This is a genomic window from Pseudomonas sp. Q11, assembly GCF_024494355.1.
Taxonomy (GTDB): Bacteria; Pseudomonadota; Gammaproteobacteria; order Pseudomonadales; family Pseudomonadaceae; genus Aquipseudomonas; species Aquipseudomonas hefeiensis.
The window spans coordinates 7,666-21,031 of the sequence record NZ_JAKNQY010000003.1 but is presented as its reverse complement, the minus strand read 5'-3'; the positions used below and the strand labels follow the sequence as shown (position 1 = coordinate 21,031).

14 protein-coding genes are annotated in these 13,366 nt (G+C 62.5%); all 14 read right to left on the bottom strand.

Annotated elements, in window-relative coordinates; translation table 11 throughout:
• Positions 1 to 24: 24 nt before the first annotated feature.
• The gene (locus tag MA884_RS04350; RefSeq protein ID WP_256229219.1) at positions 25 to 330 is read right to left on the bottom strand and encodes an urease subunit beta; all 306 of its coding nucleotides are present in this window, start codon (positions 328 to 330) and stop codon (positions 25 to 27) included.
• Positions 327 to 860 carry an N-acetyltransferase gene (locus MA884_RS04345; protein WP_256229218.1) on the bottom strand — a complete coding sequence of 178 codons (534 nt, stop codon included), beginning with the start codon at positions 858 to 860 and terminating at the stop codon, positions 327 to 329. Before MA884_RS04345 ends, MA884_RS04350 begins: the two co-directional genes overlap by 4 nt.
• 6 nt (positions 861 to 866) lie before the next feature.
• The gene (locus MA884_RS04340) at positions 867 to 1,400 is read right to left on the bottom strand and encodes a GNAT family N-acetyltransferase (protein ID WP_256229217.1); all 534 of its coding nucleotides are present in this window, start codon (positions 1,398 to 1,400) and stop codon (positions 867 to 869) included.
• 9 nt (positions 1,401 to 1,409) lie between these two features.
• On the bottom strand, positions 1,410 to 1,712 hold the full coding sequence (ureA, locus tag MA884_RS04335; RefSeq protein WP_047227360.1) for an urease subunit gamma: 303 nt from the start codon (positions 1,710 to 1,712) through the stop codon (positions 1,410 to 1,412).
• 313 nt (positions 1,713 to 2,025) lie between these two features.
• Positions 2,026 to 2,877 (bottom strand): urease accessory protein UreD, encoded by an 852-nt coding sequence (locus MA884_RS04330; RefSeq protein WP_256229216.1) that lies wholly within the window; start codon positions 2,875 to 2,877, stop codon positions 2,026 to 2,028.
• A 30-nt stretch (positions 2,878 to 2,907) separates the two neighbouring features.
• Positions 2,908 to 3,606, bottom strand: coding sequence for an urea ABC transporter ATP-binding subunit UrtE (urtE, locus tag MA884_RS04325; protein ID WP_256229215.1), 699 nt, complete (start codon positions 3,604 to 3,606; stop codon positions 2,908 to 2,910).
• Positions 3,607 to 3,703: 97 nt separating this feature from the next.
• Positions 3,704 to 4,564, bottom strand: coding sequence for an urea ABC transporter ATP-binding protein UrtD (gene urtD, locus MA884_RS04320; RefSeq protein WP_371134731.1), 861 nt, complete (start codon positions 4,562 to 4,564; stop codon positions 3,704 to 3,706).
• A gap of 14 nt (positions 4,565 to 4,578) precedes the next feature.
• Positions 4,579 to 5,655: an urea ABC transporter permease subunit UrtC gene (gene urtC / locus MA884_RS04315; protein ID WP_256229213.1), complete on the bottom strand. Its 1,077-nt coding sequence runs from the start codon at positions 5,653 to 5,655 to the stop codon at positions 4,579 to 4,581.
• Positions 5,655 to 7,154 carry an urea ABC transporter permease subunit UrtB gene (urtB, locus tag MA884_RS04310; RefSeq protein WP_256229212.1) on the bottom strand — a complete coding sequence of 500 codons (1,500 nt, stop codon included), beginning with the start codon at positions 7,152 to 7,154 and terminating at the stop codon, positions 5,655 to 5,657. Before urtB ends, urtC begins: the two co-directional genes overlap by 1 nt.
• Before the next feature lie 126 nt (positions 7,155 to 7,280).
• Complete coding sequence (urtA, locus tag MA884_RS04305; protein ID WP_256229211.1) at positions 7,281 to 8,546, bottom strand: urea ABC transporter substrate-binding protein; 1,266 nt, start codon at positions 8,544 to 8,546, stop codon at positions 7,281 to 7,283.
• Between the two features lie 328 nt (positions 8,547 to 8,874).
• Complete coding sequence (locus tag MA884_RS04300; RefSeq protein WP_256229210.1) at positions 8,875 to 9,885, bottom strand: iron ABC transporter permease; 1,011 nt, start codon at positions 9,883 to 9,885, stop codon at positions 8,875 to 8,877.
• Entirely contained in the window at positions 9,882 to 10,829 is a 948-nt protein-coding gene (locus MA884_RS04295) for an ABC transporter substrate-binding protein (RefSeq protein ID WP_256229209.1), read from the bottom strand. Before MA884_RS04295 ends, MA884_RS04300 begins: the two co-directional genes overlap by 4 nt.
• Positions 10,826 to 11,614, bottom strand: coding sequence for an ABC transporter ATP-binding protein (locus MA884_RS04290; protein ID WP_256229208.1), 789 nt, complete (start codon positions 11,612 to 11,614; stop codon positions 10,826 to 10,828). The genes MA884_RS04295 and MA884_RS04290 overlap by 4 nt, the downstream gene beginning before the upstream one ends.
• A 203-nt stretch (positions 11,615 to 11,817) precedes the next feature.
• Positions 11,818 to 13,197, bottom strand: a complete 1,380-nt coding sequence (locus tag MA884_RS04285; RefSeq protein ID WP_256229207.1) for a PepSY domain-containing protein — start codon at positions 13,195 to 13,197, stop codon at positions 11,818 to 11,820.
• Positions 13,198 to 13,366: the final 169 nt, after the last annotated feature.

Below are 13,366 nucleotides of genomic sequence, written 5' to 3'. Positions count from 1 at the left end.
CTAAAAGCTTGCAGCTGAAGTCATTCACAAGCTGCCCATGATTCGTCCGGCGAACCCATAAACCCGCCGCAACCCGGCCAGTTCGACAAGCTCGACTTCCCGACTCTGGCCCGGTTCGAAGCGTACGGCGGTGCCGGCCGGGATGTTCAGGCGCATGCCACGGCTGGCGGCGCGGTCGAAGGTCAGGGCGTCGTTGGTTTCGAAAAAGTGATAGTGCGAGCCGACCTGGATCGGCCGGTCGCCGCTGTTGGCTACGTTCAGCGTGAGGGTGCGGCGACCGACGTTGAGTTCGATGTCGCCGGGCTGGACCCGGTATTGGCCTGGAATCATTGCGGTTGCCCCAAAGTCTTGTAGTAAATAGTGGTCGGGGTGTAGGTCCCGTCCGGGCTCTGGCAGTAGTCGGGCAGTTCACCGACGCGGATGTAACCCATGGCGTGGTAGAACGCTTCGGCTTCGGAGCCAGCCTGGGTGTCGAGGTACAGCAGGCCGCGCTTGTGCTGGCGAGCGCCGAGTTCCAGGGCACTCATCAATTGCTGGCCCAGTCCCCGGCGGCGCGCGTCGCCGCGCACCAGCAGCTTCTGCACTTCGGCGCGGTTAAGCCCGTTGCGCTTCTGGCACAGGGCAAGCTGTACGCTGGCCTGCACTTGCTCATCCTTGACCACCACCCACAGCAACAGGCTGCCCTGGTCGAGGCTGGCCTGGACCTCGTCGAAATAGGCGCGGGCCTGGACCGCATCGAGGTCGGCCATGAAGCCCACGCTGGCGCCGTAGCCCACGGCATCGAGCAACAGATCGATCAGGCCCTGGCGATAGTGTGCAAAGCTTTCTGCGGGGACTCGACGCAACTGGGCGGCGTTCATCGGTTATCACTCCTTGTCGACGGCAGGCGGTAGCGCCCCTGGGTTGAGGATCAACTGCATGAAAGTCAAATCCAGCCAGCGGCCGAATTTGCTGCCCACCTGGGGCATCTGCCCGGTGGTGATGAAGCCCGCTCGCTCATGCAGGCGAATCGAGGCGGCGTTGGCGCTTTCGATAGCCGCGACCATGACGTGCTTGCCGCACGCCCTGGCGCGCTCGATCAGCGCCATCATCAACAGTGCGCCCAGGCCGTTACCGCGCTGGTCGTCACGCACGTACACCGAATGCTCCACGGTGTGCCGGAAACCGTCGAAGGGCCGCCAGTCGCCGAACGAGGCATAGCCGAGCACATTATCCTCGTCATCGACCACCACCAGCACCGGATAACCTTGGGATTGTCGGGCGCTGAACCAGGCCTGGCGATTGCCCAGGTCCACGGCCTGTTCGTTCCAGATCGCCGTGGTGCTCAGCACCGCGGCGTTGTAGATGTCGCGGATCGCTGGCAAGTCGGCGTGCCGGGCGTCACGAATGTCATAGGTCATGGCGCAGCCTCATGCGATCGGCTGGTGGACGGTGACCAGTTTGGTGCCGTCGGGAAACGTCGCTTCGACCTGGATCTCCGGGATCATTTCCGGGATGCCTTCCATCACCTGTTCGCGGGTCAGCAGCGTGGTGCCGTAATGCATCAGCTCGGCCACGGTCTGGCCGTCGCGGGCGCCTTCGAGCAGGGCGGCGGAAATATAGGCCATCGCCTCCGGGTAGTTGAGCTTCAAGCCGCGAGCCAACCGCCGCTCGGCGACGAGGCCGGCGGTGAAGATCAGCAGCTTGTCTTTTTCGCGTGGGGTCAGGTCCATGTGCAATCCATAAGGGCAGATAAAAAATTCGCTGTAAACACATCCCACTGGGAGCGGGCCTGTGGGAGCAAAACCTGTGAAAAGCAAACCTGTGAAAGCCAAACCTGTGGGAGCAAATTGTGAAAACCAAACCTGTGAAAGCAAACCTGTGGGAGCAAAGCTTGCTCGCGATAGCAGCGCCTCGGTCGATCAGAAGGACCGCGTTATCGTTCATCGCGAGCAAGCTTTGCTCCCACAGACATTAATTGCAGCATGCCATTGCTCCCACAGACATTCATTGCTTGCACACCATTGCTCCCACAGAAAAGCAAATTCAGGTACTCCAGATTCTGGGAGGTATCGCCTCTCGCCCCAGCAACGCCGGGCGCAGAAGTCGCCACAATTCAATCAACCACCCCCGCGCCAGCAGCGCCTCGCTCGCCAGGCACCGGGCCACGACCAGGCCTGGCAACTGAGTCAGATCACCGCGCACTTCATGGCCCAGGGATCGGCACCGTTCCAGCAACTCGCTATCCATCTCCCCAGTCACCAACAGCGTGGCAAACACCGGATCGCCGCCCAGCCCGATGGGCGAGTCGAGCAACCCGTCACCGCCCACAATGCGCTGGCGTTCATGCCAGAGCAACTGCCCGTCGCGGCGGATGTCCAGCCGCGACTGGAAGTGCCCCAGGTCAAATCGCTCACCGCTGGCCGGCCGACCGAGGGCCACCATGTCCCAGTAGAACAAGCGCCCGTCACCCTGCAAGTCGATGCTGGTGTTGAGTTCGGCCTGGGCGGCGCTGAAGACGATGGTTTCCTGGGGCAGCCATTCCAGGGTCGCCCCCGCGGCCACGCTCAGGTTCAGTTGCTGATAGGCCGGGCCGGCGGCGCGATACCACTTGGCCGCGCCGGGGCTGGTCAACTGCGCCCAGGCCCCGGGGCCGACGTGGGCCGCGATGTCCAGCCGGTCACCGCCGGCAATTCCGCCGGGCGGGTGGACGATGATGTGCTGGCACACTTCGGGACCTTCGGCGTACAGATGCTTTTGCACCCGCAGCGGACCTTTGTGGCGGCGCTGCACCGGGCGCGTGCAGTCACCGAACCGGGCGTAACCCAGTTCCAGCTCGGCATGCCAGCTGGGGGTGAACAGGGCCGAAGGTGGCAGTGAGGAGACAGGTAGGTTCATGATTTCCGATTATCGTTAGAGCGCTACAGACTAGATCGTAACCAGGCCGCGCACACCCTCGGCTTCCATATTTTCTCCGCGTCCCTGCTGCACGATCTCGCCCCGGGACATCACCAGATATTGATCAGCCAGCTCGGCGGCGAAGTCGTAGAACTGCTCCACCAGCAGAATTGCCATGTCGCCCCGAGCCGCCAGTTTCTTGATGACCACGCCGATCTCCTTGATCACCGATGGCTGGATGCCTTCTGTGGGCTCGTCGAGGATCAGCAGGCGCGGACGGCTGGCCAGCGCCCGGCCAATGGCAAGTTGCTGTTGCTGGCCGCCGGACAAGTCACCACCGCGGCGCAGTTTCATCTGCTGCAGCACGGGGAATAATTCGTAGATGAACGCTGGCACCTCCTTGGCCTCGGAACCCGGAAAGCGCGACAGACCCATCAGCAGGTTCTCTTCCACCGTCAGCCGACCGAAAATTTCCCGGCCCTGGGGCACGTAGGCAATGCCGGCGTGCACCCGTTGGTGCGGCTTGAAGGTGGTAATGGGTTTGCCTTCCCAGCTCACCGCCCCTTCCTTGGCCGGCAACAGGCCCATCAGGCATTTGAGCAGGGTGGTCTTGCCCACGCCGTTGCGGCCCAGCAGGCACGTTACCTCGCCGACCTTCACGTCGAACGACAGGCCGCGCAGGATGTGGCTACCGCCGTAGTATTGGTGGAGGTGTTGGACCTGTAGCATTTGAACTCCGTTTTTTAGAGCTTCAAGCGGCAAGCTTCAAGCTGCAAGTAAGAGCAGGATGGTGTACGGCTTTGCTTTCAACTTGCCGCTTGAAGCTTCACCTTCCCAAATAAACTTCTATCACTCGCTCATTGTCCTGCACCTGCGCCAGCGATCCTTCGGCCAGCACGCTGCCCTGATGCAACACCGTGACGTGGTCGGCAATCGCGCCGACGAAGCCCATGTCGTGTTCCACCACCATCAGCGAGTGCTTGCCCGCCAGGGACTTGAACAGCTCGGCGGTGAACTCGGTTTCGGCGTCGGTCATGCCCGCTACCGGTTCGTCGAGCAGCAGTAGCTGTGGGTCCTGCACCAGCAGCATGCCGATCTCCAGGAACTGTTTTTGCCCGTGGGACAGTAACCCGGCGGGGCGATTGACCGAAGTCGTGAGGCGAATGGTCTCCAGCACCTCATTGATGCGCGCGTGCTGCTCGCCGGTCAGTTTCGCCCGCAGGCTGGCCCACACCGACTTGTCGGTTTTCAGCGCCAGCTCCAGGTTCTCGAATACGCTCAGGGCTTCGAACACCGTGGGTTTCTGGAACTTGCGACCGATGCCGGCCTGGGCGATCTGCACTTCGCTCATGCTCGTCAGGTCCAGGGTTTCACCGAACCAGGCCTTGCCGTGGCTGGGCCGGGTCTTGCCGGTGATCACGTCCATCAGCGTGGTCTTACCCGCGCCGTTGGGGCCGATGATGCAGCGCAGTTCACCGACGCCGATGTACAGGTTCAGCGCGTTCAGGGCCTTGAAACCGTCGAAGCTGACGCTGATGTCTTCCAGGGTCAGGATGGTGCCGTGACGGGTGTTCAGGCCCTTGCCGGCAGCCTGACCGAGGCCGATGGCGTCGCGACTGCTGCCTTGGTCTTTGTTGGGATCCAGTATGGGTTCGAGCATGAAATCGGCTGTGGGTGCTGCTCTCATTTCTAGATGCCGCATCATTCGCCCCTTTTCTTAAGTAGCCCGATCACACCCTTGGGCAGATACAGGGTCACGACGATGAACAGCGCGCCGAGGAAGAACAGCCAGTACTCGGGAAAAGCCACGGTGAACCAGCTCTTCATGCCGTTGACCACACCGGCCCCCAGCAGCGGCCCGATCAGCGTGCCGCGCCCGCCAAGGGCCACCCACACGGCGGCCTCGATGGAGTTGGTCGGCGACATTTCGCTGGGGTTGATGATGCCCACCTGCGGCACATACAGCGCCCCGGCCAGGCCGCACAACACGGCGCTCAATACCCAGACGAACAACTTGAAGCCTCGGGGATCGTAGCCGCAAAACATCAGGCGGTTTTCCGCATCCCGCACGGCGGTCAATACGCGGCCGAACTTGCTGCGAGCCAGACGCCAGCCGATAAACAGGCTCGCCACCAAGAGCAGCACCGTGGCCAGGAACAGCACCGCCCGAGTGCCCGGTTCAGTGATGCCAAAGCCCAGGATCGAGCGAAAATTGGTGAAACCATTGTTACCGCCAAATCCGGTTTCATTACGGAAAAACAACAACATCCCGGCAAACGTCAGGGCCTGGGTCATGATCGAGAAGTACACGCCCTTGATCCGCGAGCGGAAGGCGAAGAAGCCGAACACCAGCGCCAGCAAACCCGGCGCCAGCACCACCAGGCACATGGCCCAGAGGAAGCTGTCGGTGCCGCTCCAGTACCAGGGCAATTCGCTCCACGACAGAAAGGTCATGAACGCCGGCAAGCCGTCACCGGCGGCCTGGCGCATCAGGTACATGCCCATGGCATAGCCGCCCAGGGCGAAGAACAGGCCGTGGCCCAGGGACAACAGGCCGGCGTAGCCCCAGACCAGGTCCAGCGCCAGGGCGACGATGGCGTAGCAGAGAATCTTGCCCACCAGGGTCAGGGTGTAAGCCGAAACGTGCAGCGGATTATCCACCGCCAACAGCGACAGCAGCGGCAGACTCATCAGCACTGCCAGGATCACTACGCCGACGGCGATGGTGATTTTGGGGCCGGCCTTTTGCGAGGCCGTGAGCATCAGGGGCTGGTTCATCAGTCGATTACCCGTCCTTTAAGCGCGAAGAGGCCTTGCGGACGCTTCTGGATGAACAGAATGATCAGCGCGAGGATCAGGATTTTGCCGAGCACGGCGCCGATCTGCGGTTCAAGAATCTTGTTGGCGATGCCCAGGCCGAACGCGGCGAACACACTGCCGGCCAACTGACCGACGCCACCGAGCACCACCACCAGGAACGAGTCGATGATGTAGCTCTGGCCCAGGTCCGGGCCAACGTTGCCGATCTGGCTCAGGGCCACGCCGCCGAGCCCGGCGATGCCCGAGCCGAGGCCGAAGGCGAGCATGTCCACGCGGCCGGTGGGCACGCCGCAGCAGGCGGCCATGTTGCGGTTCTGGGTCACCGCGCGCACGTTCAGGCCCAGGCGGGTCTTGTTCAGCAACAGCCAGGTCAGCACCACCACGAACAGTGCGAAGGCGATGATCACGATGCGGTTATAGGGCAGCACGAGATTCGGCAACACCTGGATGCCACCGGACAGCCAGGCCGGGTTGGCGACTTCGACGTTCTGCGCGCCGAACATCAGCCGCACCAGCTGGATCAGCATCAGGCTGATGCCCCAGGTGGCGAGCAGGGTCTCCAGGGGGCGCCCATAGAGGTGACGGATCACCGTGCGCTCCAGAACCATGCCGATGGCGGCGGTGATGAAAAACGCCACCGGCAGGGCGATCAACGGGTAGAACTCGATGGCGTTCGGAGCGAAGCGCTGGAACAGCATCTGCACCACGTACGTGGAGTAGGCGCCGAGCATCAGCATCTCACCGTGGGCCATGTTGATCACACCCAGCAAACCGAAAGTGATCGCCAGGCCCAGGGCGGCCAAGAGCAGGATCGAGCCCAGGGACATGCCGCTGAAGGCCTGGCCCAGCAATTCGCCGATCAGCAGCTTGCGCTTGACCTGGCCGAGGCTGGTTTCGGCGGCGGTGCGCACCGCGGCATCGGTTTCAACGCCGGGCTCGAGCAGGCCTTCGAGGCGGGTGCGGGCCAGCGGATCGCCGGTTTCCCCCAGCAGCCGGACGGCGGCCAGGCGAACTGACGGGTTGGGGTCCACCAGTTGCAGGTTCGCCAACGCCAGGCTCAGGGCGGCATGCACGTCTTCGTCCTGCTCGCCGGCCAACTGCCTGTCGAGAAATGCCAGTTGGGCCGGGCGGGCGCTTTTTTGCAGTTGCTGGGCGGCGGCCAGGCGCACATTGGCGTCGGCGGCGAGCAGTTGATGACTGGCCAGGGCGGTTTCGATCAGCCCTCGCAAGCGGTTGTTCAGACGCAGGGTCTTGGGCTGGCTGTCGACGGTCAACTGGCCTTGTTGCAAGGCGTTGATCAGTTCGACACGCTCAGGCTCCGGTTGCGCGGCCCAGGTTTGCAGCAGCTTGGCTTGCTGGGGCGGCTTGGCGGCGACGAAATCTTCGGCGTCACCGGCGTGGGCGCCTATCGGCAACAGCAGACAGGCAAGAAGAAGGAGCAAACGATAAAGGGACATAGCTACGTCCTGTAAGACTGCGACGGACCCTGTGGGAGCAAAGCTTGCTCGCGACAGCGGTATGTCTGGAGGACCGCTATCGCGAGCAAGCTTTGCTCCCACAGGGCTAGGGGCATGTTCCCGAACTCAGTTGCTCTTCACCGCATAGTCAGGCTTCTTGTCGTTGCCTTCGATGAACGGGCTCCACGGCTGGGCGCGGATCGGGCCCTCGGTCTGCCAGACCACGTTGAACTGGCCGTCGGCCTGGATCTCGCCGATCATCACCGGCTTGTGCAGGTGGTGGTTGGTCTTGTCCATGGTCAGGGTGTAGCCCGACGGTGCGTCGAACGTCTGGCCGGCCAGGGCTTCGCGGACTTTGTCGACGTCGGTGGACTTGGCCTTCTCAGCCGCTTGCGCCCACATATGGATGCCGACGTAGGTGGCTTCCATCGGGTCGTTGGTCACGGCTTTATCGGCGCCCGGCAAGTTCTTGGCCTTGGCATAGGCTTTCCAGGAATCGACGAATTTCTTGTTCGCCGGGTTCTCCACAGACTCGAAGTAGTTCCAAGCGGCCAGGTTACCCACCAGCGGTTTGGTGTCGATGCCGCGCAGTTCCTCTTCGCCCACCGAGAACGCCACCACCGGTACGTCGGTGGCTTTCAGGCCCTGGTTCGCCAGTTCTTTATAGAACGGCACGTTGGAGTCGCCGTTGACCGTGGAGATGACCGCGGTCTTGCCGCCGGCCGAGAATTTTTTGATGTTGGCCACGATGGTCTGGTAGTCGCTGTGGCCGAACGGGGTGTAGACCTCTTCGATGTCCTTGTCCGCCACGCCTTTGGAATGCAGGAACGAGCGCAGGATCTTGTTGGTGGTACGCGGGTAGACGTAGTCGGTGCCCAGCAGGAAGTAGCGTTTGGCGCTGCCGCCTTCTTCGCTCATCAGATATTCCACCGCCGGAATGGCCTGCTGGTTCGGCGCCGCGCCGGTGTAGAAGACGTTAGGCGACATCTCTTCGCCTTCGTATTGCACCGGGTAGAACAGCAAGCCGTTGAGCTCTTCGAACACCGGCAACACGGATTTGCGCGACACCGACGTCCAGCAGCCGAACACCACCGCGACCTTGTCCTGGGTCAGCAATTGGCGACCCTTTTCCGCGAACAGCGGCCAGTTCGATGCCGGGTCCACGACCACCGCTTCGAGCTGCTTGCCGTTTACCCCACCCTTGGCGTTGATCTCGTCGATGGTCATCAGCGCCATGTCCTTGAGGGACGTCTCGGAGATCGCCATGGTGCCGGACAATGAATGCAGGATGCCGACCTTGATGGTTTCGGCGGCCTGGACGGTCCAGGCCATGCCCATCGCGGCAATGCTTGCCGAGAGTGTAAAAGCCTTGATCAAGCTACGACGCTTCATTGTGCGATCTCCGTGCAATTATGAGTTTTTTTCGATGGCAGATGCAGACGCTGAAGAGGCTTTTGCAAGGGGTGTGCCCGGTTGGAGAAAGGCTTGGGAATGCGGGTTTGGCGCGAGGGGGAAAAGTGCCGGTGCACCACGATCGAACGCAGCATGGGCGCCGGTGCGAAGGGATGCGCCACATTGGGGCGCAGGATTGCAGTTCCCCTGTGGGAGCGAGCCTGCTCGCGATAGCGGTGGATCAGCAGCACAGATGTGACTGACACACCGCTATCGCGAGCAGGCTCGCTCCCACAAGTTATTTGCAAGTCAGGGAAACAGGGGAGGTTCAGCGACGGCGCATCAGGCCGATGAAAAACAGTCCGCCGATAGCGGCAGTGGCGACGCCAATGGGCAAGTCCTCCGGTGCGATCAGGGTCCGGGCCGCCACATCCACCCACACCAGGAACAGGCTGCCGAGCAGCACACACGCCGGCAACAGCCGACGGTGCTCGGCGCCCACCAGACGCCTGGCAATGTGCGGCACCATCAGCCCGACAAAACCGATCGAGCCGCTGATGGACACCAGCACGCCAGTCATCAGCGAGGCGATCAGGAAAATCCACAACCTCACCTTCGCCGCGTTCAGGCCCAGGCTCACGGCAGTCTGTTCGCCCGCCATCAGTGCGTTCAGCGGCCGGGCCATGCCCAGCAGCAATCCCAGCCCCAGCAACACACTGGCGGCCGGCACCGCCAGCAATTCCCAGCGCGCCAGGCCCAGGCCGCCGAGCATCCAGAACATCACCGCGGAACTGGCGCGATGGTCACCCAAAAACAGCAAGAGGTTGGCCGCCGCCATCATCACGAATGACACCGCCACGCCGCACAGCAACAAGCGATCGCTTTCCAGACGGCCTTGGCGACTGGCGATGGCCAGTACCAGCAACATGCTCAACAGTGCGCCGATAAATGCCGCCAGCGGCAGGGTCAACAGGCCGATGATCTCACCGACATGCAGCACCACGATGACTGCCCCCAACGTCGCGCCGGACGTGACCCCCAGCAGGTGCGGATCGGCCAGGGGGTTGCGCGTCACCGCTTGCAGGACCGCACCGATCAACGCCAGCCCCGCGCCCACCAGGGCACCGAGCAGCAGGCGCGGTACACGGATCAACCAGACGATATGCTCCTGGCCCGGGGTCCAATGCACGTCACCCACACCGAAAGCCTTGTTCAGCAGGATGTCCCAGACCACCGCCACCGGTACCCGCGCCGGACCGAACCCCAGGGATACCACGCACGACACCAGCATCAGCGCGCCGAGGCAGAGCAGCAGAGCGCCATAGCGACGATCGTTCATTGGCCGTGGAAACCCTTCGCCAGGGTTTGTACCGCCAGCCCATTGTCGATGCCCGGCGTGGCCTGGACGTAGGGGATCACGATGAAGCGCCGGTGCTTGATGGCATCTACCGATTGCAGGGCCGGGTTGTTCAGCAAGAACTGCTGTTTCTGCTCGGCGCTGACTTCACCGTAATCGACAATCACGATCACTTCGGGGTTGCGCTCGACCACGTTCTCCCAGTTCACCCGGGTCCAACTGGTCTGCACGTCATCGAGAATATTGCGCCCGCCGGCCGCATCGATCAGGGCCTGGGGCATGCCGAGACGGCCGGAGGTCATGGCGCGGTCTTCGCCGCTGTCGTACAGGAACACCCGGGGCCGATCGGCGGGCAGTTGCTTGCGCACTTGCGCCACCTGGGCCTGCATTGAGGCGATCAACTCATTGGCGCGATCCTGCACGTCGAAAATCCTTCCCAGGTTGCGCAGGTCGTTGTAGGTGTCTTCCAGGGTGGCAGGCGGGCGTTTCATCACGAACGCGCAGGATTCGGTCAGCTCGTACACGTTGATGCCCAGCGGTTGCAGGGTTTGCGGTGTCAAGTCGCCGCCCACCCGCATGCCGTAGTCCCAGCCGGCGAAGAAGAAATCCACGTTGGCATTGAGCAGGGTTTCCACCGACGGGTATTTGGCTGCCAGCTCCGGCAGGCCATCGAGGATTTTTTCCATCTGCGGCGTTACCGATTTCCAGCCACTGATGCCGCTGTAACCCACCATGAGCGACTTGAGTCCCAGGGCGAGCATCATCTGGGTCATGTTGATGTCATGGCTGACGGCGTGTTTCGGCGCCTGGTTGAAGGTCACTTCGCGGTTGCAACTGTGGATCGTCAACGGGTAGCGGGTGGCCTCGGCCAAAGCATGTGCACTGCCGAGCAGCAGTGGCAGGAGCAGCAGGGAACGCAAGATCATGGTTGGGTTATCCAGGTGATTCGGGGGTGGGCGGCCAAGGGGTGTTCGTCAATCAGCGCCTGGACGCCAAATACGTCGCGCAACAGCGTGGCCGTCAGCACTTCCTTGGGCGTGCCGCTGGCGACGATGTGTCCGTGGTCGATGACGTAGAGCCGATCACAGAACGCGGCGGCCAGGTTCAGGTCATGGATGCTGGCGAGGGTGCCGATCCCCAGGCGCTTGATCAGTTGCAGCAGTTGGAGTTGATAACGCGGGTCGAGGTGATTGGTCGGCTCATCGAGGATCAGCAGCTGCGGCTGTTGGGCCAGGGCGCGGGCCAGGATCACCCGCTGCTTTTCCCCGCCCGAGAGCGTAGCGAAAGCATGCTCGCCGAAGCCTTGTAATCCGACCGCTTCGAGGGCCTCGATGACCAGACGGCGGTCTTCGTGACTGTCGCCATCGAACAGGCCTTTGTGGGGCGTGCGCCCCATGGCGACCACTTCCTGGACCGTCAGGCCGAAGGCGTCGGGAAACTCTTGCAACACCACGGCGATGCGTTGAGCGCACCAGCGCGAGGACTGTTTCCAGACGTTGTGATGGTCGAGTTTTACCTCGCCCGCTTCCGGCTGACTGAACCGATAGGCGCAGCGCAACAGACTGGTCTTGCCGCTGCCATTGGGCCCGATCAACCCGACAAACTCCCCGGCACCCACCTGCAATGTGGCGTCACGCAGCTGGAACTGGTGATGGCAGTGGCCATGGCCCAGGGGTGTCCAGGCGAGGTGGGAGAGGGTTAGCGAAGTCATGCAGCTACTCAAATGATTGGATCGAAACACAGTCCCCTTGTGGGAGCGAGCCTGCTCGCGATAGCGCTGGATCAGCCTGAGCAGAGGTGGCTGACAGACCGCTATCGCGAGCAGGCTCGCTCCCACAGGAACGCCGTGTTCACAATTCGCAAGGCGGGCGCGATTGTAGAGGTTTCGCGCCGTCTTTCGTTAACGCGCTGTCTTCAACTTGAAGATGAAACCACCTCAGGCTGGCGATTGAGGCGGGTGACGAGCCGATCCAGCAACCACACCACCACCAGCGAGGCCCCCACCAGCGGAAACACCACCGCCAGGGCCAGCATGATGAACACCCCGGTCTTCCAGGTCGGCAAGTCGTGACGCAGCGCCGGTACGCCGAACTTGCCCAAGGGCCGACGCTTCCACCAGATCACCACGCCGCTGACGGCGCTGAGCAGGATCATCAAGCAAATCAGCAACACGATGATCTGGTTCAGCGGGCCGAACATCTTGCCTTCGTGCAGCATTACGCCGGTTTCGGTGGCGCGGGCGACGGCGCCGTAATGTTCCCAGCGCACATCCGCGAGGACCTTGCCGGTGTACTGGTCCACGTGCAGGGTCGCGTCGTTTCGCGGGTCGTCGGCGAATACCGCGATGGTGAATACGCCGGTGGCGGTGGTCGGCAGAGTGATGCTGTAGCCAGGCTCCACTTTGCGTTCGGTGGCGATGTCCTGCACCGCTTGCAGGCTGACGGTCGGCGCGGCGGGACCTTCATGGGCGCCGCCGTGGGCCATGTGTTCGGCATGGTCGCCGGACATCGGCATCGGGGTATTTTCCACGGCCCAGGGTACGGTCTGGCGGTGGGCATTGTTGAGGCTGCCGGCCGCGACGTCGGACTTGGGCATGTCGTTCCACATGGCCGCCGGGAAGCGGTTCCAGAGCTCAGCGTATTGCTTGCCCCAGAAGCCGGTCCAAGTCATGCCACTGAGCAGCATCACCAGCAGAAACGCCGCGCCCCAGAAGCCGACGACCCCATGCAAGTCGCGCCAGAACACGCGGCCGCGAGCGTTCCAGCGTGGCCACAGCACCCCAGCCGACGATTGCCCGCGAGGCCACCACAAGTACAGGCCCGACACCACCAGTACCACGCCCCAGCCGGCGGCCATTTCCACCAGTCGGTCACCCACGGTGCCGATCATCAACTCACCGTGGATGGCCCGGGCCATGGCTTGCAGGTTGTCCTTGGCATCCTGTTCACCGAGGACATCGCCATGGTACGGGTCGATGAACACGTTCAGCTCGCGGCCCTTGTCGATCACCACGAATTGCGCACTGCGCTCGGCATTGATCGGCGGCAGGTACTGTTTGACCTGGCCTTCGGGGTAGGCCTGGCGGACCTGCTTGAGCAGGTCGTCCGCCGCCATCGTGTGATGGCCAGCCGGCACGTTCAGCAGGCTGCCGTACATCAGAGGGTCGAGTTGCGGCTTGAACAGGTAAATGATGCCGGTCAGGGCCAGCATCACCATGAACGGCGCCACGAACAGCCCGGCATAAAAATGCCAGCGCCAGGCCAGGTGGTAGAAATTGGGTTTCGGTTGGCTCATCTTAAAAGCGCTCCGCAGGGCAAATGTGATCGTTATGTTTTTTGCGGTTGCTGCGCAACCGATCGCGGGCAAGCCTTGCTCCCACAGTCTTTGTCATTGCTGTGGGACCCATTGTGCTCCCTCAGCAATGGATTCCCTGTGGGACAAGCCATGCTCCCTCAGCAATGGA